Raw genomic sequence first — 21,002 nt, forward strand, 5'->3', positions numbered from 1 at the left:
GCGATCAACAGCGCTGATGATGTATCAACGCCCCCTTCCAGCCCAGCAGGAACCACAGCATGTCGAACGACAAGTCTCCTCTCTCAGCGACTGATGCAGTCGCCCTGCTGGATCTGTTGACCACGGATTCCGACTTCCGCCTCACCTTCCAAGCCAATCCTGCGCTTGCTCTGCAGCGCATCAGTCCAGAAGCAGCGGCTTCCGCACTGGGCTGCGCCATGCCCGACAAGCTTGTATCCATCGAAGCCTTGACCGCTGCGCGTGAACAGTTGACCCAGCACCTGACAGGGAAAGCCATATTCTCTGTTCCTTTCTGCTTCGTTGAGCACGAGAAGTCATCCGGCCCTGACCGCTGCCAAGCCATCAGCGCGTCAATGCGCGCAGCGGCCTAGCGAGGGACCGGTGATGCTGTCAGCGACTTCATTCAGGGCACCCAGCTCCCTGCGTACTCGGCGTAAGCACGGCCCTGCTGTCCACGCAGCCATGACTCCCCCGGCATGCCGGCGGCGTCACCAGCATCATGATAGGCCGCCGCAAGGACGCTGTAGATCTGGGATATCTGCGCGCCATTGACCATGCTCCGGAGCCGCGGTAAGGCTTCTTGCGCACGGCCCGACAAACGCTGCCCATTGGACCAAGGCGGCCAACTCCTGCATACGGACATGATCAACCTCCCTGGCCAGCGCTTCAAGCCACGACAGATTGACTTCGAGGCGGGCTAATCGGCGCGGGAGAGCGTACCTGGGTGCGTTTTCCTCTCACTCCACCGGCGTGTGCCAAACCAAGCCAAGCGGGTCAAACTCTGGGGCGGACAGCCGCTGCGTGCCAGCCGAAGCCGCAGACCGCCATCCTGCATCGGGTCAAGGCCAAGCAACTGTTCGATCTCCGGCTCGTTGATCGCCGCGGTAACGAAGGCCCCCAGTCCCTGCGCGATGGCCGCCGTATACAGCGCTTTGGAGATATGCCCCGCATCTAGGCAGATCGCGACAGGCCTTGACGTGGTTGCGGTACTTCAGGAAATTTCGCCCGAAGCAGCAGACAAGCACACCAGCACGTGAGCGGGCGAGAACCAATACTGGCCTGCCAATAGACGCAACGCGAATTCGTCCATGTCTCCGCGCCGGACGGCGACAGGCGTCAGCTCATGCGCAACCGCGTGGTAGTGATAGAGCCCGGCAGCCAGACCTTCGACGTTGCGCACGGCCACATAGGGCCTCGAAAGGATGCAGGCTGCCGGCCGAGGGCACATTCTGTTTCAGGAACCTTATGTCCGTCTCCGTTTCCACCTGCCCCTGACCATCCGCCCCTGCTGCAGCAGGGCAGACAGCACCGCCAACGGCAATTTTCTTGTCAGATCGTAATTCCGGCAGGTAACACCTTGCCAGAGCGGCTGCGGTGCCTCATCCGCAACCGATGCACGCCAGCGCGACCGCCCCGCCCTAGCGGGCCGGCGCTTCCGCCCGCAGTCACCATCCGGTTCTGCTCCATCTCCAGCGCGCTGTCCACGCCGCTCCAGCGCGGTGATGGATGGCCGACAGCGGCCACGGTTTATTTCCCGCAACCGCTGATCGGCCAGCGCGGCCGGATCGCCCGACGTTTCGTCCAGAAGCAGCAGGCCGCAGGCCGCCAGCGACATCACCATCGCACGCTGCTCGTCCTGCACGGGTATGGGCTCCCAATCGCTGGGGGGCTGCAGCAAAGCAGGAAAGCCCACTGCACGGCATCGACAGATGCGGGGCGTATCGAGATGTGCCGCCATGACCTGCAGTTGCCCCCGCACCCACAGGCCGGTTCATCCGGCGAACGGGTCCTGCATGGAAGAACCGGCCTGTTCGACCGGGAGGACAGTCATGGCGTGGCAGTGACGGTACTTCAGAACGTTCCCTGGCCAGTTCAGTGCATCCAGACATGGCCTGCCCGCAGGCAGCCACGTCCCTCTTCGCGCCCTCAAGAGATGCGCCGGAGCACCGATAACATTCTTTCAGGCAGGGAACTTTCTGCCAGATGCCACCTTCGACACCGATACCTCCCATGACCTCGCCTAAACCTCTCCTGTCGCCCGCAGACGCGGAAAAGCTGCTCGATCTGCTCTGTTCCGACGACGACTTCCGCCAGTCGTTTTCCCAGCACCCGGCGAGCGCGATGGCCCGGATCAGTTCCGAAGCGTCGGCCGCCTGCGACACCTGCGAGTTCACCGGCCCCCTGGCCAGCAAGGAAGAATTCCAGGATGCGCGCCAGCGGCTGCTGGAACACCTGGCGGCGACAGCGGCGTTCTTCGTTCCCTATTGCTTCATGGCGGGCGGGAACACGTCCTCGACTCCCCCCGCACCGTGACGATCAGGGTGCCGGTAGTTCGCGGGCGCGCCTGACATCGGCGACGTTGAGCGCTATCAGCGAATAGGTGCCGGCATTCTCCGAATAGGCGAGCCCACGCTGGACCGCCAGCCAGGCGCGCTCGCGCTGGGCCGCCCGTTCGTCCCCGGAGCGCTCGTACAGCGCCAGCAACTGCGCGTGCACCTGAATCAGCTCCGTCCCATCGATCTGAGCACGCAGGTGCGCAAGCCTCTCCGCCGCGGCTCCGTCATCGGCCTCCGCTCTGGCTTCCACCAGGCTCACCATCTGCTGGACGCGCCGTTCGCCGATCTGCCCGGCCATCGCCGACAGACGAGGCAGCCATGTGGCCACCAACCGCGCATGACCGGAACGCTGGGCGAGATACAGCGCGGTGGCCGCCATGAATGCCCAGTCGTTCTTCTCCGCGCTTTGCTCCCGGGTCGCCTGCTGGTGGAAATACCGCAGCCATTCTTCGAACTCGGCGCCATCTGGCGCGGAACCGGTTTCTAGACGCAGGGCCAACACCTGCAGATCAAAGGTACTGCATACCGATGCGTCCACCTTGCAGAGCACGCGCGCCCTTTCAGCATTGCGCAACGCCTGCCTGACGTCGCCTTGGTCGACTGCGACCGCGATGCGCTCCAGCCAAGCCGGCACCGCATCTTCCGGAATCGCGTCCAGAATGTGCCAGGCACCGTCGAAGTCACCCATCGCGGCCATTGCCGCGGCAAGCTCACGATCCGGCGTGCCCCCCACCGAAACCTGCTGGAACGAGGCAAGCGCTTCGCCGTTCTTGTTCTGCGCAAGTTCGGTGCGCGCCAACTGCCGGACCGACAGCATGCGCATCGGGTTCTGCGGGGCCAGGGCCAACCGCACGGCGCGTTCCGCTTCCTTATAGAGTCCCAGCGTGAACAGGGCGCCGGAACGGTTGTGATGCGCAGCATAGAAGTCCGGATAGAGATCGCCCAGCAGCTTCCAGCGATGGGCTGTTTCAGCCGGGCCGGAACCGTCCAGCTCCGCCGCCCAGCTGTCCAGATAGAGGCTGTCGCGCGCCGACAGGTGATCGCGCCGGGACATCGCCAATGCGAGCAACTCGCGTGCCCTGTCGAAGTTGCCCCTGGCAAACGCTATCCGCATCTGTCCGATATAGGCCGCGGCGAAATCCGGGTCCAGGCGCGTGGCCTGTTCGAAATGCCCCATCGCGTCGTCGTGCCGGCTGTCCAGGTAGGCATCGGCCCCCACCGCATAGGCATGCAGGGCGTCCAGGCTGCTGGTCGCCACCTTCGGCAGTGGCGCCGAATGCTGGGTGATCTCGGCCAGCGCTTCGCCCAGGTTGCGCCGCAGCGATGTGGTCACCTTGTCGATCGACGCAAGCGATGAATCCAGGCCGCGGCCATCGGCATGCTCGGAGTAGACGGTCTTTCCAGTCGATGGATCGAGCACGTCCAGGGAAACACGGAGCTTGCCGTACATCTCCCGCACGGACGGCATGATCAGGGCGCGGGCTCCCACCCGCGTGGCCAGTTCCAGCGCCGTCTGCTGGTCCATCGATCTGGTCGGATCGCGCTGCATCTGCTGCAGGGTTTCCCGCACTTTCATGTCGCTGAGCACGTTAACGTAGCGCGACTGCTCGAGACTGATGCGCAACGCCTGCTGCAATGCCTCGCCCAACCCGGGATCGGCGGTGCCGTTGGCGAAGTCGCCAACCACAATCCAATCCCGTTCACCGAATGCGATGGCCGGCTCAGGGCGGATCAGCCCCCATGTCACCACTGCCAACGCCACGACCAATGCCGCTTCGGCCACCAGCGCCGCCGGGCGCCGCCACAGCGGCAGGTCGCGCCAGGCCTTGGGCGTGCTGCGCGGCATGCGCAACGGCGCGAAGCCAGGTTCGCCGACCTCGAACACTTCCTGCGCGACCGGTACGCCCTTGAAATGCCAGCGCCCGTGCGACTTCCACAGCAGGTGTTCGCTGCGCCCGCCCAGTTCGCGGGCGGAACGGCGCGCGAGCGATTCGGCCACGGCCGAAAGCAGGATCTGCCCCGGCCGCGCCAGCGCCATCAGGCGCGCGGCCAATGGCTTGGCCAGGCCCTCGACCTCCAGCGGCTTGGCGCCGGCCTGCACCGCTTCGGCGCTGTTGTGCCAGGTCAGCACCTCGCCGACATGCATGCCGGTCCGCGCCTGCAGTTCGATGCCGCGCGCGCGCGCCAGTTCCTCCAGGCCCTGCCGGTAGTCCAGCGCGAACCCCAACCCGCTGACAGGCCGATCGAACAACAGCAGCAGGCCATCGGAGCGGTCGATCATCCGCCCCTTCCAGTGCTGCTGCAGGCGCAGCACCAAGCGGTCGTGTTCCTGGAACAGTTCCGCGGCCGCAGTGTCGCCGAGCCTTTCCACCAGGGCGACCGAATCGCACAGGTCGGTCAGCAGCAGCGTGTGTACGCGGGGTGCCGGGGCGCCCGCCGTTCCGTCCCTGTCGCCTGCGGCCGGCTCCTGCTGCATGTCAACCGGCTCCCAGCCAGTCCACCGGCCATTGCAGCCGGTTGCCGCCGCGCCGCTTGGCCTCGTACAGGGCGCTGTCGGCGTGGGCATACCAGTCGTTCCAGTCGCGCGCCGGGTCGAGCAGGCTGGCGCCGATGCTCACCGGACATACCCGCGGCACCGGTTGCGAGCGCTCCAGCAGGCCGTGCACCGCGTGCAGGATGAAGCCGGCCACGTGCTCCAGCGCGCCGGCGTCCGCGTCCTGCACCAGCAGGCAGAACTCGTCGCCGCCGAGGCGGCAGGCCAGCCCACCGGGCTGCACCACCGAACGCAGGATGTTGGCGATCGCCTGCAGCACCCGGTCACCCACCAGATGGCCGTGCTCGTCGTTGACGCTCTTGAAGCGATCGCAGTCGATCAGCAGCAGGCCCTGCGGCGGGTTCCGGGCTGGCTGCCGGCACTCCTGCAGGTAGAGGGTCAGGCCGCGGCGGTTGTGCAGGCCGGTCAACTCGTCGGTGCGCACCAGTTCTTCGGTGTGGTTGAGCTGGTGGGTGGTGGTGTAGAGGTTGTCCAGCGCCGCCTCCAGATCGTGGTTGCGGCGGCGCAGCTGCCGGATCAGCATCTGCTCGTTGGACACCACGCGCATGATCGTGCGGCGCAGGAAATAGGCGACCCGGCCAGGATCGTGGTCCACGAGCATCTGGAAATCGGGATGACCCAGTTCAAGCAGGGTCAGTTCCGTCGAGGCGCGGGCATCGGCGCCACGGCGGTGGTCGCCGATCAACAGGCCCAGTTCGCCGAAGAACTCGCCCGGCCCGAGGTACTTGACCACCAGGTCTTCGCCGAAATCGAGATCGACGATGCCGCTGACGATGACGAACATGGCGTCGCCCGAATCGCCGCGGCGGAAGAGCACCTCGCCGGCCGCCACCTGGCGTTGCCTGCCGAACCGCGAGAACAGCGCGAATTCGTCGGGCGACAGAACGGGATGCACGATTTCGGCCATCGCCATGCGGGCGACGCCCAGTTCGCGCTCTTCGGCCATGATTGCAGCACTGTCGCTGGTCATTCCCTCAGCCCCACCGCCCCGTCGTCCCCTGGGGCCAGCGCGGAAGGATAGCACCAGCACAAAGCGTGCGGGATGTCGCAATCCGGCATCCATCCCATTCATGCAGCACCTGCCGGACGGACGGCCCGTGGGCCGTCCTTGTTCCATACCCTGGAAATTGAAAGCGTATCGAAACGAACGGGTCAGGCCGCCTTGCCAGGCTGGAACTGTGCTTCCTCGGTGGACCCGGTCAGGGCGGTGACGCTGGAGGCGCCGCCCTGGATCACCGTGGTCACGTCGTCGAAGTAGCCGGCGCCCACTTCCTGCTGGTGGGAAACGAAGGTATAGCCCTGCCCGCGCGCGGCGAACTCCGGTTCCTGCACCTGCTCCACGTAGTGGCGCATGCCTTCGCCGCGGGCGTAGTCCTGGGCGAACCTGAAGGTGTTGAACCAGTTGATGTGGATGCCGGCCAAAGTGATGAACTGGTACCTGTAACCCAGCGCGGCCAGTTCGTCCTGGAAGCGGGCGATGGTGCGGTCGTCCAGGTTCTTCTTCCAGTTGAACGAGGGCGAGCAGTTGTAGGACAGCAGCTTGCCGGGGCTGGCGGCATGCACGGCCTGGGCGAACTCGCGGGCGAAGCCCAGGTCCGGGGTGCCGGTCTCGCACCACACCAGGTCGGCATGCGGGGCATAGGCCACGCCGCGGCTGATCGCCTGCTCCAGGCCATTCTTCACGCGATAGAAGCCTTCGGCGGTGCGCTGACCGGTGACGAACGGCGCGTCGTTCGGGTCGAAGTCGCTGGTCAGCAGATTCGCCGCCTCGGCGTCGGTACGGGCAAGAACAATCGTCGGCACCCCCAGCACGTCGGCGGCCAGCCGCGCGGCCGACAGCTTCTGGATCGCTTCCTGCGTCGGCACCAGCACCTTGCCGCCCATGTGGCCGCACTTCTTCACCGCGGCCAACTGGTCCTCGAAGTGCACCGCGGCGGCACCGGCGACGATCATGTTCTTCATCAGCTCGTAGGCGTTGAGAACGCCGCCGAAGCCGGCCTCGCCGTCGGCGACGATGGGCAGGAAGAAATCAATCGCATCCTCGGCCTTGAGCTTGCCGTCGATGATGTTCTTCCACTGGATTTCATCGGCGCGCTGGAAGGTGTTGTTGATGCGGCGGACCATGGCCGGCACCGAGTCGTAGGCGTACAGCGACTGGTCCGGATACATGGTTTCGGAGGTATTGCCGTCGGCGGCCACCTGCCAGCCGGACAGGTACACCGCTTCCAGCCCGGCCTTGGCCTGCTGCATCGCCTGGCCGGCGCTGATCGCACCGAAGGCGTTGACGTAGCCCTTCTTCGCCCCGCCGTTGACCAGTTCCCACAGGCGCTGCGCGCCGCGTTTGGCCAGCGTGTATTCCGGCTGCACGCTGCCGCGCAGGCGCACCACGTCGGCGGCGCTGTAGCTGCGCTTGATGTTCTTCCAGCGCGGGTTGTTGTCCCAGTCGTGCTGCAGGGCGTCGATCTGTTGCTGATGGGTGCTCATGGTGGAACTCCTTGGGGGAACGTGACCTGCAGGAGTGCACTTCAGTGCGCGATGGGGCTTTACCAGGAAGGCTTCATCGCGCACTGAAGTGCGCTCCTACAGGAGAGGACGGGCAGTAGAAACGTCAGTCGATCTGCCGGTACGCCGGCAGGGTCAGGAACTCGGCCAGTCCATCGGCGCGGCTGAGTTCGTCGAGCAGGTCGATGGCCTGGGCGATGCGGCTGCCACCAGGCAGCGCGGCGGTGTCGCCGAGCCGGGCCGGCAGCGCCCGCAGCGTGCCCTGCAGCAGGGCGAAGTCGATGGCGGTGCCGTCGTCCAGGTGCTGGTTGCCGGCATGCAGCCACTGCCAGATCTGGCTGCGGCTGATCTCGGCGGTGGCCGCGTCCTCCATCAGGTTGTGGATCGGCACGCAACCGTTGCCATCCAGCCAGGCGGCCATGTAGCGCACGCACACTTCCACGCTGTTCTCGAAGCCGGCGCGGGTGATGGTGCCGGCGCAGGGATCGATGAGGTCCTCGCGCGTGACATGCACATCGCGGCGCTGCACGTGGTGCTGGTTTGGCGTGGGCATGTGCTCGTCGAAAATCGCGCGCGCCACCGGGATCAGCGCCGGGTGCGCCACCCAGGTGCCGTCGTGACCGGCGGTGACTTCGCGCAGCTTGTCCGCGCGCACCCGCGCCATCGCCTGTTCGTTGGCGGCCGCGTCGTGGTTGATCGGGATCTGCGCGGCCATGCCGCCCATCGCATGCGCGCCGCGGCGGTGGCAGGTCCGTATCAGCAGTTCCGAATACGCCTTCAGGAACGGCTGGGTCATGGTCACCTGGCCGCGCTCGGGCAACACCTTGTCGGCATGCCGGCGGAAGGTCTTCAGCCAGGAAAAGATGTAGTCCCAGCGCCCGCAGTTCAGGCCGACGATGCGCCCGCGCAGCGCGTGCAGGATCTCGTCCATCTCGAACACCGCCGGCAGCGTCTCGATCAGCACCGTGACCTTGATCTGCCCGTGCGGCAGGCCGAGCATGCCTTCGATGTGCGACAGCGCGGTTTCCCACAGCGCCGCCTCCTCCATCGACTGCAGCTTGGGCAGGTAGAAATACGGGCCGCGGTCCCGGCGCATCAGCGCGCGCGCATTGTGGAAGGCGAACACGGCCGCGTCGAACAGGCCGCCGGCGATCGGCTGGCCATCGACAAGCACGTGCTTCTCGTCCAGGTGCCAGCCGCGCGGCCGCACGATCAGCACCGCCTGTTCCTCGAACGGCCGCAGCGTGTAGTGCTTGCCGGGCCTGCCGCTGGCCGCCGGCGCGGTGTAGTCGAGATCGCCGCGCACCGCGCCGGCCAGCGCCTGCTGACCTGCCAGCAGGTTGCGCCAGGTGGGCGAAGTCGAATCCTCGAAGTCGGCCATGAACACCCGGGCGCCGGAGTTCAGCGCGTTGATGACCATCTTCGCGTCGGTCGGGCCGGTGATCTCGACGCGGCGGTCCTGCAGCGCGGCCGGGATCGGCGCGACAACCCAGTCGCCTTCGCGGATGTGGGCGGTGTCGGCACGGAAATCCGGCAGGCCACCCTGGTCGAAGAAGGCCTGGCGCTGGCGCCGCGCCGCCAGCCGCGCCTGCCGCTCCGGCTCCACCGCCCGGTGCAGCGACACCAGCAGCGCCAGCGCGCCGGCCGGCAGCAGCGCCGACTGGCCGGCGAGCCGGGCGGTCACGGTGATGCCCGGGGTCGGGCGGGCAGGAGCGGCGGCGTGGGAAGCGATGGGAATGACGACGGAGGCGACGGCGGACATGGCGGAACCCTGCGTGTGTCGGGGACTCCACCGTGCCGCCGGGGCCACTTATTTATCAAAACAGTTTTTGCAATATCCAACATAAGTTGTGCTAATAATCGTCAAAGATGACCGGAAAAAAGCCCGCAAGCCCGCGTTTTTCCTACAAGTCCGACCGGCTCAAGCCGCTGCGCGCTTTCTGCCAGACGGTCCGCCTGGGCTCGGTTTCGCGTGCGTCGGAAGCCTTGTTCGTCAGCCAACCGGCAGTGAGCCTGCAACTGCAGGCGCTGGAACGGGAACTGGGCGTGGTGCTGTTCGAGCGCAGCGGCCGGCGCCTGGTGCCCAGCCGCGAGGGCCAGTTGCTGTACGAGATGGCGCAGCCGCTGGTAGAGAGCCTGGACGGGCTGGAGGCTGGTTTCCGCGACAAGGTCCGCGGGCTGGATGCGGGCGAACTGACCGTCGCCGCCAACTCGTCGACGATCCTGTACCTGCTGCCGAAGATCGTGGAGGACTTCCGCCAGCGCCATCCCGACGTGCGGCTGGTGCTGCAGGACGCGATCAGCGCCGATGGCACCGAACTGCTGCGCAGCGACGCCGCCGACCTTGCCGTCGGCTCGATGCTGGATGTACCGGGCGACCTGAGCTATGCGCCGGTCTACGACTTCGAGCAGGTATTGATCACCCCGCGCGGCCACGCGCTGGCCGGCAAGCGCGACCTCACCCTGGAAGATCTTTCGGCCTGCCCGCTGATCCTGCCGCCGAAGCGGCAGATCACCTGGCGGCTGGTGGACCTGGTGTTCCAGCGCCACCGCGTGCCCTACACCGTGGCATTGGAGGTCGGCGGCTGGGAAGTGATCAAGCAGTACGTGGCGATGGGCATGGGCATCTCCATCGTCACCGCGCTGTGCCTCAACGACGCCGACCGCGAACGGCTGGCGATCCGCCCGATGGCGCGCTACTTCCCCAAGCGCAGCTACGGGGTGACGGTGCGTCGTGGCAAGGTGCTGTCGCCGCAGGCCCGCGCCTTCATCGAACTGATCCGCCCGGACCTGTTCGCCCCGCGCCAGTACGACGACACCGGGCATTCGGAGCGGTGAACCCCGCGCCGCGCCCGCGGTTTCCGGCTTAACGCAGCGCCCCCGGTTCCGCGCTAGCGTTGCTGCACCCGCCAGCGCGGCCTACCGGAGCTTTGCCATGGATCGCACTCTGCTGTTCGCTGTCAGCCTCGCCCTCACCCTGACCCTTTCCGCCTGCAACGGCTCGCCCGCCGGCAGCGACGCGCAGGTGGCGCCCACCGCCAGTGCCCCCGCCGCCCCGCCCGAACTGATCCCGCGCGACGCCCTGTTCGGCAACCCCGAACGCGCCAACGTGCAGATCAGCCCCGACGGCAAGTACCTGGGCTGGGTCGCCGCCGTCGACGGCGTGCTGAACGTCTGGGTCGCCCCGGCCGACGACATCGGCAAGGCACGCGCAGTGACCGAGGACAAGGCGCGCGGCATCCGCCAGTATTTCTGGAGCCACCGGCCGGACACCCTGCTGTACCTGCGCGACACCGGCGGCGACGAGAACTTCCACCTGTTCTCGGTGGACCTCGGCTCGGGGCAGGCACGCGACCTCAGCGACTTCCCGAACACCCGCGCCGAGGTCGTCGGCGTCAGCCACCTGCATCCCGAGTCGGTGCTGGTGGCGATGAACGACCGTGATCCGAAATGGCACGACCTGTACCGCGTGGACCTGGCCAGCGGCCAGCGCACGCTGATGGAGAAGAACAGCCAGGAGATCGCCGGCTACATCGCCGACCCGGATTTCAAGGTCAGGATGGCCAGCCGCGCGCGCAGCGACGGCGGCAACGACCTGCTCGAACCCGATGGCAAGGGCGGCTGGAAGGTCAACGGCGAAATCCCGTTCGCCGACTCGCTGACCAGCTTCCCCGGCGGCTACACCAGCGACGGCAAGACCCAGTACTTCTTCGATTCGCGCGGCCGCGATACCGCTGCGTTGTACTCCATTGATACCGGCACCGGCACGAAGACCCTCGTCTTCGAGGATGCCCGTGCCGATATCAGCGACGCCCTCGACGACCCGACGACCCAGCGCGCGCAGGCGGTAGCGGTCAATTACCTGAAGAACGAGTGGAAGGCGATCGACCCCGCCGTCGCTCCCGACCTGGAAAAGCTCAAGGCCATCGGCCCCGGAAGCTTCAGCGTCACCTCGCGCACGCTCGACGACAAGACCTGGATCGTCGCCTACTCCGCCGCCGAAACGCCGGCCGCGTACTACCGCTACGTGCGCGGTGGCACGCCGGAAAAGCTGTTCTCCGCGCGCCCGGCGCTGGAAGGCAAGGCGCTGGTGGCGCAGTGGCCGCAGGAAATCCGCTCGCGCGACGGCCTCACTCTGGTCAGCTATCTCACCCTGCCCGGGACCGCGGACGCCAATGGCGACGGCAAGGCCGACGCGCCGGTGCCGATGGTGCTGCTGGTGCATGGCGGGCCGTGGGCGCGCGACGACTATGGCTACAACGGCTACCACCAGTGGCTGGCCAACCGCGGCTACGCGGTGCTGGCGGTCAACTACCGCGGCTCCACCGGCTTCGGCAAGGCCTTCACCAATGCCGGCGACGGCGAATGGGCCGGCAAGATGCACGACGACCTGATCGACGCGGTGGACTGGGCGGTGAAGAACGGGGTGACGACGAAGGAGCAGGTCGCGATCATGGGCGGCAGCTACGGCGGTTACGCCACTCTGGTCGGGTTGACCTTCACCCCCGAGACGTTCAAGTGCGGCGTGGACATCGTCGGCCCCTCGAACCTGGACACGCTGCTGTCCACCATCCCGCCGTACTGGGCCGCGTTCTTCGAGCAGTTCGCCAAGCGCGTCGGCGATCCGCGCACCGCGGCCGGCAAGCAGCTGCTGGCCGAGCGCTCGCCGCTGACCCGCGTCGCCAGCATCAGCAAGCCGCTGCTGATCGGCCAGGGCGCCAACGATCCGCGCGTGCACCAGGCCGAGAGCGACCAGATCGTCAAGGCGATGACCGACAAGCACATTCCGGTCACTTACGTGCTGTTCCCGGATGAAGGCCATGGCTTCGCGCGCCCCGAGAACAACAAGGCGTTCAACGCCGTGACCGAAGGCTTCCTGGCGCAATGCCTGGGCGGCCGCGCGCAACCCATCGGCAACGACTTCAACGGTTCGAGCATCACCGTGCCGACGGGCGCGGACAGCGTGCCTGGCCTGGCCGACGCGATCCGCACCCACGTCCAGGACATCCGCCGTTGAGGCGGACGTAATGCAGGCGGCCCGGTCCATGGATCGGGCCGCTTACCGCAGCGCGGCACGGCCGCTCAATGCGTGCAGTCGCCCCCCTTCCAGCCCGCCTGCCTGCTGGTCCGGCCGATACCCGGATTGAAGGTATTGCTCGGATCGAGCCTCCGGTAAAAATCGGCCAGCGCCGGCTTGGCCGGATACAAGTGGCCGACATTGTGCTCGGCCGGGTACTCGGCACCGCGCGCGTCCAGCAGCGCCCACATCGCATGTTCGATCGCCAGCGGGTCTTCGCCCTTGCGCGCGATGTAGTCCTGGTGGAACACGTGGCACAGGAAGTGGCCGTAGTACAGCTTGTGCAGCAGGCGTGCGTCGATATCGACAGGCAGGCGCTCCAACCAGTCGCGGTCGTCGCGGCGCAGCGCGATGTCCAGCGCGACGATGTCCTCGACGCTGTCGCGGTGCGCTTCGCGGTAGCGCACCGCCGCGCTGGCGATGGCGAAGCGATGCAGGAAGGCCTTGCGCCCCTCATCCGCCGTGCAGTGGAAGAAGCCGCCTTCGTGCCCGGCGAAGAAGCCGCGCAGCCAGGCTTCGGTCTCCGCCGCGTCCCGTGCGGAGACCTTCAGCAGCAGATGGTGTTCGTAACGCTGGCGGAATCGACCCATCCGTGGCGGCAGGTGCGAAGGCAGCAGGCCGACCAGCGCCTGCAGCGCCCGGTCGGTGACGCCGCGCAGGCCGAGCCGTTCGAACCAGCCGTCGATGCGGCTCTTCCATGCGAACGCGGCCGGTACGCGCGCGGTACCGAGCTTGTCGATCAACAGGAACACGTCCTTGCCGTAGCGCTCGCCGATGTCGTACGCATCGCGGTGGATGTATTCGCCGGAAATCGGCAGGCGCTCGAAACCGGTGAGCAGCTGGCGGCGGATCGCGGTCAGGCTGTCGGTGCGGTTGCTGCCGATGTAGAAGACCTCGGCCGGCTCCTTCTCGAAGGTATCCAGGCGCACCGCGAACACCGCCAGCTTGCCGGCCGAGCCGGCGGCTTCGTAATGACGCCCCGGATCCGCGTTGAAGCGCGCCGGCGTGCCGGCATCCACCTGCCGTACCTGCGCGGCGTAATGCGGGTCGGACGCGGCGCGGCCATCGCCGCTGCCGACATCGGCTGGCGTGTAGCGACCCGCCTGCAGGCGCTGCAGGATTTCCTCCGGGCTGTCGCCCAGCGCGATGCCAAGATGGTTGACCAGGTGCAGCCGGCCATCGCCATCGACCTGCGCGAACAGCGCCAGCTCGGTATAGGCCGGTCCGCGCCGCACCAGCGCGCCGCCGGAGTTGTTGCAGATGCCGCCCAGCACCGAGGCGCCGATGCACGAGGAGCCGATCACCGAATGCGGCTCGCGGCCCAGTGGTGCCAGCGTCTGCTCCAGCCGGTCGAGCGTGGCGCCCGGCAGGCACAGTACCTGCCGGCCGCCGTCCAGCAGCTGGATGCCGGTCAGGCGCAGCGTGCTGACCAGCACGATGGGACGCCCATAGTCGTCGCCATCGGGCGTGGAGCCGCCGGTCAGCCCGGTGTTGGCGGCCTGCAGGATGATCGCCGCACCACCCTCCACCGCCGCCTGCAGCACGCGCCACAGTTCCAGCAGCGTGCCCGGCCGCACCACCGCCAGCACCGGGCCCTCGCCGAAGCGGTAGCCCCTACGGAAGCGGCGCGTGGCCTTGTCGCCGGTCAGTACGTGGCGGCCGTCGACCGCTCCGCGCAGCCGCGCCAGCAGGGCCGCGCTCACGGCAGGCGCACCAGCGAATCGCGGCCGATGTCGGCGATGCGGCGCGCGCCGGTCAGGGTCATCGCCACGCGCATTTCCCTGGCGACCAGGTCGAGCAGGTTGGCGACGCCGGCTTCGCCCTGCGCGGCCAGCGCGTAGACGAAGGCGCGGCCGAGCAGCACGCCGTCGGCACCGAGCGCGAGCATGCGCACCACGTCCAGGCCGGTGCGGATACCCGAGTCGGCGAGGATCTTCAGCTCACCCCGCACCGCGTCGGCGATCGCCGGCAACGCGCGCGCGGTGGACGGCACGCCGTCGAGCTGGCGGCCGCCGTGGTTGGAAATGACGATGCCATCGGCGCCGAACTTCACCGCATCGCGTGCATCCTCCGGATCGAGGATGCCCTTGATCAGCATCGGCCCCTTCCAGAACTCGCGGATCCATTCCAGGTCCTTCCACGAGATCGACGGATCGAAGTTGCTGCCCAGCCAGCCGATGTAGTCGGCCAGCCCGGTCGGATGGCCGCGGTAGGCGGAGATGTTGCCCAGGTCGTGCGGACGGCCGCGCAGGCCCACGTCGAAGGCCCAGCGCGGGTGGGTCGTCGCCTGCAGGTAGCGGCGCAGCGCGGCATGCGGGCCGCTCATGCCCGAGTGCGCATCGCGGTAGCGCGCGCCCGGCACCGGCATGTCCACGGTGAACACCAGGGTGGTGACACCCGCCGCCTGCGCGCGCTCCAGCGCGTTGCGCATGAAGCCGCGGTCGCGCAGCACGTACAGCTGGAACCACATCGGCCGCCGGATCGCCGGCGCCACTTCCTCGATCGGGCACACCGACACCGTGGACAGGGTGAACGGGATGCCGCGGCTGTCGGCCGCGCGCGCGGCCTGCACTTCGCCGCGACGCGCGTACATGCCGGTCAGGCCAACCGGCGCCAGCGCCACCGGCATCGCCAGCTTTTCGCCGAACAGCTCGGTCTCCAGGCTGAGGTCGGCCATGTCGCGCAGCACGCGCTGGCGCAGGGCGATATCGGCCAGGTCGGACACATTGCGCCGGAGCGTGTGCTCGGCATACGCGCCGCCGTCGATGTAGTGGAACAGGAACGGCGGCAGGCGACGCTGCGCGGCCGCGCGGTAGTCGGTGGAGGCGGAGATGATCATGGGTCGGCCGTGGAGGAAGGCAGGCGCGAGGCCCGCGCGCGCCGGGCCTCGTTGTCGTCGAGCGTGCGCAGCGTGGTGTGCACGAATTCGAGATGGGCGAGCGCGGCGGCGCGCGCGCGTACCGGGTCGCCGGCCAGCACCGCGTCCATCATTTCCCGGTGCTGGTCGGACAGCGGCGAGAAGGTGCGCGGCGAGGTGTACAGCCGTTCGCGGCTCTGCGAGATATTGGTCTGCAGTAGATCGAACAGGCCACGCATCACCTGCAGCAGCACCAGGTTGTGCGAGGCCTCGGCGATGGAGAGGTGGAAGTCGGCATCGGCACTGGCCTCGCCGGCGGGATCGTCCTTGCCGTGCGCATCCATCATCGTCTGGAAGGCCTGGGCGATGCGCCCGCGGTCTTCGGCGGTGGCGCGCAGCGCGGCATGCCAGGCCGCGGCGCCTTCCAGCGCATGGCGGATCTCCAGCACGTCGAAGCGGTATTCCGGGTCGCCCTGGAACAGCGGCAGGTAGGGCGCCAGCGGCTCGTCGATGGCCTGCCGCGCGCGCGCCGCCGGTTCGGCCACGAAGGTGCCGCCACCGACGCGCGCGCTCAGCAGCCCCTGGCTGCTGAGCTGGGCGATGGCCTCGCGCAGCGCGGTACGCGATACGCCCAGCTGCACCGCCAGCGTGCGTTCGGCGGGCAGGCGGTCGCCCGCCTGCAGCTGCCGTTCTTCCACCAGCGCGCGCAGCTGCGCGGCGACCCGGTCCGATACCCGCTGCGGCGTTCCGCGATGCATGTTCATGCCGCCATTGTGCCGCTCAGGGAATCATCCACGTCAGCCACCATGCCTGCGCGCTGGTGATGAGCCCGACCATCGCCGTGAACACCAGGCTGTGGCGGATGGTGAAACGGAACAGGTCTGCCTCCCGGCCGGCCAGCCCCACCGCCGCGCAGGCGATGGCGATGGACTGCGGCGAGATCATCTTGCCGGTCACGCCGCCGGTGGTGTTGGCCGCCACCAGCAGCACGTCGGACACGCCGATCTGCTGCGCGGTGGTGGCCTGCAGCGCCGAGAACAGCGCGTTGGACGAGGTATCCGAACCGGTCAGGAACACGCCCAGCCAGCCCAGGAACGGCGAGAAGAAGGTGAACGCATCGCCGGTATGCGCCAGGGCCAGCGCCAGCGTCGCCGACAGCCCGGAATAGTTGGCGATGAAGGCGAAGGCCAGCACCATGCCGATGGAATAGATCGGCGTCTTCAACTCGCGCACGGTCTGCCCGAAGGTGGACAGCGCCGCCCTGGCCGGCATGCGCAGCACGAGAATGGCGATCAGCGCCGCCAGCAGGATCGAGGTGCCGGTGGCCGAGAACCAGTCGAACTTGTACACCGCCTCGTAGGCGGAAGGCGCGTCGACGATCGGCGGCATCTTCCGCACCAGCCTGTCCAGGCCCGGCACCTGCAGTTTCAGTACCCAGCCTTCCAGTGCGCCGCCGGCGGCGAACAGCGCCTTGAACGGCTTGATGCTCCACAGCGTGACCAGGCCGGTGAGGATCAGGAACGGCGACCACGCGCGCGCGATCTGGCCGGCGCTATGGCGCGGCGCTTCCTGCGCCAGCGCGGCGGCCTCGGCGCTGGCCTCGGTCTCGAAGCGGAAGATGCGCCGCGGTTTCCAGCGGCGCAGGAACAGGGTCAGGCACACCAGCGAGGCCAGCGACGCGGTGATGTCCGGCAGCTCCGGGCCGATGAAGTTGGACGTCAGGTACTGGGCGAGCGCGAACGAACCGCCGGCCACCAGCACCGCCGGCCAGGTTTCGCGGATGCCGCGCCAGCCATCCATGATCGCCATGATCCAGAACAGCACGACCAGGGTCAGGAACGGCAGCTGGCGCCCGGCCATCTGCCCGATCTCGAACGCATCCAGCCCGGTGACCTGGCCGGCGACGATGATCGGGATGCCCATCGCGCCGAACGCCACCGGCGCGGTGTTGGCGATCAGGCACAGGCCCGCCGCGTACAACGGCTTGAAGCCCAGCCCGACCAGCAGCGCGGCGGTGATCGCCACCGGCGCGCCGAAGCCGGCCGCGCCCTCCAGGAACGCGCCGAAGGCGAAGCCGACCATCAGCATCTGCAGGCGCTGGTCCTCGGTCACCGACAGGATCGAGGCGCGGATGATGTCGAACTGGCCGGTCCGGACCGAAATCTTGTACAGGAACACCGCGCCGAGAATGATCCAGGCGATCGGCCACAGGCCGTAGACGAAGCCGTACAGCGCCGCGCCCAGCGCCTGCAGCGGCGGCATGCGGTAGAACAGCAGCGCCACGCCCAGGGCGATGACGACGGTGAGCGTGCCGGCCAGCCAGCCCTTCATGCGCAGCACGGCCAGCGCGACGAAGAAGAAGGCGATGGGCAGCAGCGCGATCAGGCTGGACAGCCAGATGTTGCCGGCCGGGTCGTACAGTTGTTCCCAAGGCTGCATGTCGACTCCCCATTGGACAGGACAGCGCCTGCACATGGCAGGCATGCCACGGCGTTGCAATTGGTATTACCAATAAACAACACCAAGTCCAGCGGATGCGGATGGAATCAGGCAGCCCGCGGAGAGCGCATTAGATCACAGCTTTTTCCCGGATATTGGACAGACCAATTTCAGGGAATTGGCCGGACGATCACGCAAACGTCGCCCGGCCGATGCAGGCGGGACTACAGCGCCCGCCACTCCATGCCCTCGCCCCGGCGCCAGAACACCGCGCGCGCCTTGCCGTACACCTTGTCGGCATCGACCAGGCCGAAGAAGCGGCCGTCGAAACTGTTTCCACGATGATCGCCCAGCACCAGCAGCTTGCCCCCGGGAATGGTGATGCCGTCGATGTCCGGGCCGCCGCCGGCGTCCAGGTCCAACGTCACCTGCTTCGCGCCGAAGGCTTCCTGCAGAGGCTCCAGGTTCAGCGGCTGGCCGTTGATGCGCAGGTAGCCGCCATGCAGTTCGACGCGATCGCCGGCCACCGCCACCACCCGCTTGATCAGCCGCGTGCCGTCGGCCGGCGAATCGAACACGGCCACATCGCCGCGCCGCGGATGGCCGGTGTCGAGCAGGCGGATGCCGGTGAATGGCAGGCGCAGGCCGTAGGCCCGCATGTCCACCACGACGTGGTCGCCGGGCTGCAGCGTCGGCTGCATCGAACCGCTGGGCACCTGGTAATGATTGGCCAGCGTGTCGCGCGCCGCGCCCAGCAACAACAGCATCGCCGCCAGCGGCAACGCTTCGCGGCGCAGCCAGGCCAGCACGGGGTGGGCGGAAGCGGCGCGGTCGTCGCGGGTCATGGCGGTGCACTCCACGGGTGGGTCCAGCATCGACTGCCCGCCTTCGTGGAAAGTTCCCGCTTCCAGCCGTCATCCCTGTGGCCGGCAGCCGGCGACAGGCAAAGAAAAAGCGGGAGGGTCGCCCCTCCCGCTTCGGTGCCGCCAGGCTTACTTCAGCCCGCGGTTCTTCAGCAGCGGCTCCACGCTCGGATCCTTGCCGCGGAATTCGCGATAGGCGGTAGCCAGGTCGCGGGTGTTGCCGATGGACAGGATCTTGTCGCGGAACACCTGGCCGTTCTCGCGGGTCAGGCCGCCATGCTCCTTGAACCACTCGAAGGCGTCGTGGTCGATCATCTCCGCCCAGAAATAGGCGTAGTAACCGGCCGAATAGCCGCCGCCCCAGATATGGTCGAAGTAGCTGCTGCGGTAACGCGGCGGCACCTGCGCCAGATCGACGTGGTACTTCTTCAGCGCGTCGGCCTCGAACGCATCCACGTCCTGCTGCGGCGCGTCGGCGCCCTGCGTGTGCCAGGCCAGGTCGAGCAGCGCCGCGGCCAGGTACTCGGTGGTGGCATAGCCCTGGTTGAAGGTCTTGGCCTTGGCGATCTTGTCCACCAGCGCCTGCGGCATCGCCTCCTTGCTCTGGTAGTGCTTGGCATAGTTGGCGAACACCTTCGGGTCCGACGCCCAATGCTCGTTGAACTGCGACGGGAACTCGACGAAGTCGCGCGGCACGCCGGTGCCGGCCACGCTCGGGTACTTCGTGTTCGAGAACATGCCGTGCAGGGCGTGGCCGAACTCATGGAACATCGTGGTCACGTCGTCCCAGCTCAGCAGCGCCGGCTGGCCGGCGGCGGGCTTGGTGAAGTTGCACACGTTGTAGACCACCGGCTTGGCGCCGGTCAGGCCGTCCTGTTCGACGAACACGTCCATCCATGCGCCGCCGGACTTGCTGTCGCGCTTGAAATAGTCGGCGTAGAACAGCGCCAGCGGCTTGCCGTCGGCGTCACTGACCTCGAACACTCGCACGTCCGGGTGGTACACCGGGATGTCCTTGCGCTCCTTGAAGGTCAGGCCATAGAGTTGGTTGGCGGCGAAGAAGACGCCGTTCTGCAGCACATTGTCCAGCTCGAAGTACGGCTTGATCTGCGCTTCGTCCAGGTCGTACCTGGCCTTGCGCACCTGCTCGGCGTAGAAGTCCCAGTCCGAGGCCGCGGCCTTGAAGCCACCGTTCTGCGCATCGACCACCTTCTGGATCTCGGCCAGTTCGCCGCGCGCCTTGGCGGTCGCGGCCGGCACGGTGTCGGTCAGCAGTTTCAGCGCGTTGGCCGGGGTCTGCGCCATCTGGTCGCCGAGGTTGTAGGCGGCGTAGTTCGGGAAGCCCAACAGCTTGGCCTTGGCCGCGCGCAGCTGCGCCAGGCGCTGGATGATCTTGCGGGTGTCGTTGGCGTCGCCGTGTTCGGTGCGGGTCTCCGAGGCTTCCAGCACCTTGGCGCGCAGGTCGCGGTCCTGCAGCGACATCAACACCGGCTGCTGGGTGGTGTTCTGCAGCGCCAGCACCCACTTGCCGTCAAGCTTGCGGCCCTTGGCGTCTTCGGCCGCCGAGGCGACGTCACCGTCGCTCAAGCCGGCCAGCTGCGCCTTGTCGTCCACCACCACCGCGCCGGCGGCGGTGGCCGCGACCAGCTTGTTGTGGAAGTCGTTGGCGAGCGTGGCTTCCTCGGCGTTGTACTGCTTCAGCGTTTCCTTGTCGGTGTCGCTGAGCTGGGCACCGGCCTTGACGAAGCCCTTGTAGGTTTCCTCGACCACGCGCAGCTGCTCCGGGTCGAGCCCGGCGCCGGCGCGCGCGTCGTAGACCGCCTTCACCCGCTCGAACAGCTTGGCGTCAAGGTGGATGGCATCGCTGTGCGCGGCCAGCTTCGGGATCACCTCTTCCTGGATCTTCTGCCGCTCGGGATTGGTGTCGGCCTGTACCACGCTGAAGAACACGCGGCTGGTGCGATCGAGGATCGCGCCGGATTTCTCCAGCGGCAGCAGGGTGTTGTCGAAGCTGGCCGGCTCGGCGTTGTCGGCAATCTGCCTGATCTCGGCCAGTTGCTGGCGCATGCCTTCCTCGAACGCCGGCAGGTAGTCGCCGTCCTTGATCCTGTCGAAGGCCGGCGCCTGGAACGGCAACGCACTGGCGTTCATGAACGGATTGGTCGAGGCATCGGCCGGCTGGCCGGCGGTCGGGGATTGGGCGGTCACGGGGGCGGTGGACTCCTTGCCGGAACAGGCCGCCAGCGCAAGGCTGATGGCGGCGGCCAGAATGACGGTGCGCGACATGTAACGTGCTCCTGTGGGACGGTTGCGTGCGATCGCAAACCCTACTCCGTCGGCCGCAGGCTGGCAT

Annotated in this window: 16 protein-coding genes; 4 read left to right on the forward strand and 12 right to left on the reverse strand. The window is 67.6% G+C overall.

Annotated features, from left to right (window positions below):
- The first annotated feature begins 59 nt into the window (after window positions 1-59).
- Window positions 60-392 (forward strand): NHLP-related RiPP peptide, encoded by a 333-nt coding sequence (locus tag AC1DGW_RS12005; protein WP_478023183.1) that lies wholly within the window; start codon window positions 60-62, stop codon window positions 390-392.
- A 326-nt stretch (window positions 393-718) separates the two neighbouring features.
- Here the strand turns inward: AC1DGW_RS12005 and AC1DGW_RS12010 are convergent, their stop codons facing one another.
- Both AC1DGW_RS12010 and AC1DGW_RS12015 read right to left on the reverse strand, forming a co-directional pair.
- Window positions 719-982, reverse strand: a complete 264-nt coding sequence (locus AC1DGW_RS12010) for a nitroreductase family protein (protein WP_478023517.1) — start codon at window positions 980-982, stop codon at window positions 719-721.
- Between the two features lie 30 nt (window positions 983-1,012).
- A complete protein-coding gene (locus AC1DGW_RS12015; RefSeq protein ID WP_478023185.1) occupies window positions 1,013-1,201 on the reverse strand; it encodes a hypothetical protein in 189 nt (62 codons plus the stop codon).
- Between the two features lie 830 nt (window positions 1,202-2,031).
- Here AC1DGW_RS12015 and AC1DGW_RS12020 point away from each other — a divergent pair.
- A complete protein-coding gene (locus AC1DGW_RS12020; protein WP_478023188.1) occupies window positions 2,032-2,334 on the forward strand; it encodes an NHLP-related RiPP peptide in 303 nt (100 codons plus the stop codon).
- A 3-nt stretch (window positions 2,335-2,337) separates the two neighbouring features.
- Here the strand turns inward: AC1DGW_RS12020 and AC1DGW_RS12025 are convergent, their stop codons facing one another.
- From AC1DGW_RS12025 to aceB, 4 genes are all read right to left on the reverse strand, one after another.
- Window positions 2,338-4,833 carry a putative peptide modification system cyclase gene (locus tag AC1DGW_RS12025; protein WP_478023191.1) on the reverse strand — a complete coding sequence of 832 codons (2,496 nt, stop codon included), beginning with the start codon at window positions 4,831-4,833 and terminating at the stop codon, window positions 2,338-2,340.
- 1 nt (window position 4,834) lies between these two features.
- A complete protein-coding gene (locus AC1DGW_RS12030; protein WP_478023194.1) occupies window positions 4,835-5,881 on the reverse strand; it encodes a GGDEF domain-containing protein in 1,047 nt (348 codons plus the stop codon).
- A 182-nt stretch (window positions 5,882-6,063) separates the two neighbouring features.
- Complete coding sequence (aceA, locus tag AC1DGW_RS12035; protein ID WP_478023196.1) at window positions 6,064-7,395, reverse strand: isocitrate lyase; 1,332 nt, start codon at window positions 7,393-7,395, stop codon at window positions 6,064-6,066.
- A 124-nt stretch (window positions 7,396-7,519) separates the two neighbouring features.
- Complete coding sequence (aceB, locus tag AC1DGW_RS12040) at window positions 7,520-9,175, reverse strand: malate synthase A (RefSeq protein ID WP_478023198.1); 1,656 nt, start codon at window positions 9,173-9,175, stop codon at window positions 7,520-7,522.
- Window positions 9,176-9,282: 107 nt separating this feature from the next.
- On the opposite strand from aceB, the gene AC1DGW_RS12045 reads away from it, so the two are divergent.
- Window positions 9,283-10,251 (forward strand): LysR family transcriptional regulator, encoded by a 969-nt coding sequence (locus AC1DGW_RS12045; protein ID WP_478023200.1) that lies wholly within the window; start codon window positions 9,283-9,285, stop codon window positions 10,249-10,251.
- Between the two features lie 97 nt (window positions 10,252-10,348).
- A complete protein-coding gene (locus AC1DGW_RS12050; RefSeq protein WP_478023202.1) occupies window positions 10,349-12,430 on the forward strand; it encodes a S9 family peptidase in 2,082 nt (693 codons plus the stop codon).
- Window positions 12,431-12,495: 65 nt separating this feature from the next.
- On the opposite strand, the gene dld is transcribed toward AC1DGW_RS12050, so the two are convergent.
- The 6 genes from dld to dcp all read right to left on the reverse strand — a co-directional run bounded on the left by dld (window position 12,496) and on the right by dcp (window position 20,935).
- Complete coding sequence (dld, locus tag AC1DGW_RS12055; RefSeq protein ID WP_478023204.1) at window positions 12,496-14,193, reverse strand: D-lactate dehydrogenase; 1,698 nt, start codon at window positions 14,191-14,193, stop codon at window positions 12,496-12,498.
- The gene (lldD, locus tag AC1DGW_RS12060; protein ID WP_478023206.1) at window positions 14,190-15,329 is read right to left on the reverse strand and encodes an FMN-dependent L-lactate dehydrogenase LldD; all 1,140 of its coding nucleotides are present in this window, start codon (window positions 15,327-15,329) and stop codon (window positions 14,190-14,192) included. The genes dld and lldD overlap by 4 nt, the downstream gene beginning before the upstream one ends.
- Entirely contained in the window at window positions 15,326-16,111 is a 786-nt protein-coding gene (lldR, locus tag AC1DGW_RS12065; RefSeq protein WP_478023208.1) for a transcriptional regulator LldR, read from the reverse strand. The genes lldD and lldR overlap by 4 nt, the downstream gene beginning before the upstream one ends.
- A gap of 16 nt (window positions 16,112-16,127) precedes the next feature.
- A complete protein-coding gene (gene lldP / locus AC1DGW_RS12070) occupies window positions 16,128-17,786 on the reverse strand; it encodes an L-lactate permease (protein WP_478023210.1) in 1,659 nt (552 codons plus the stop codon).
- Between the two features lie 224 nt (window positions 17,787-18,010).
- The gene (gene lepB, locus AC1DGW_RS12075) at window positions 18,011-18,631 is read right to left on the reverse strand and encodes a signal peptidase I (RefSeq protein ID WP_478023520.1); all 621 of its coding nucleotides are present in this window, start codon (window positions 18,629-18,631) and stop codon (window positions 18,011-18,013) included.
- 147 nt (window positions 18,632-18,778) lie between these two features.
- Window positions 18,779-20,935, reverse strand: a complete 2,157-nt coding sequence (gene dcp, locus AC1DGW_RS12080) for a peptidyl-dipeptidase Dcp (RefSeq protein WP_478023213.1) — start codon at window positions 20,933-20,935, stop codon at window positions 18,779-18,781.
- Between the last annotated feature and the right edge of the window lie 67 nt (window positions 20,936-21,002).

Source organism: Stenotrophomonas sp. 05N423 (assembly GCF_056397145.1).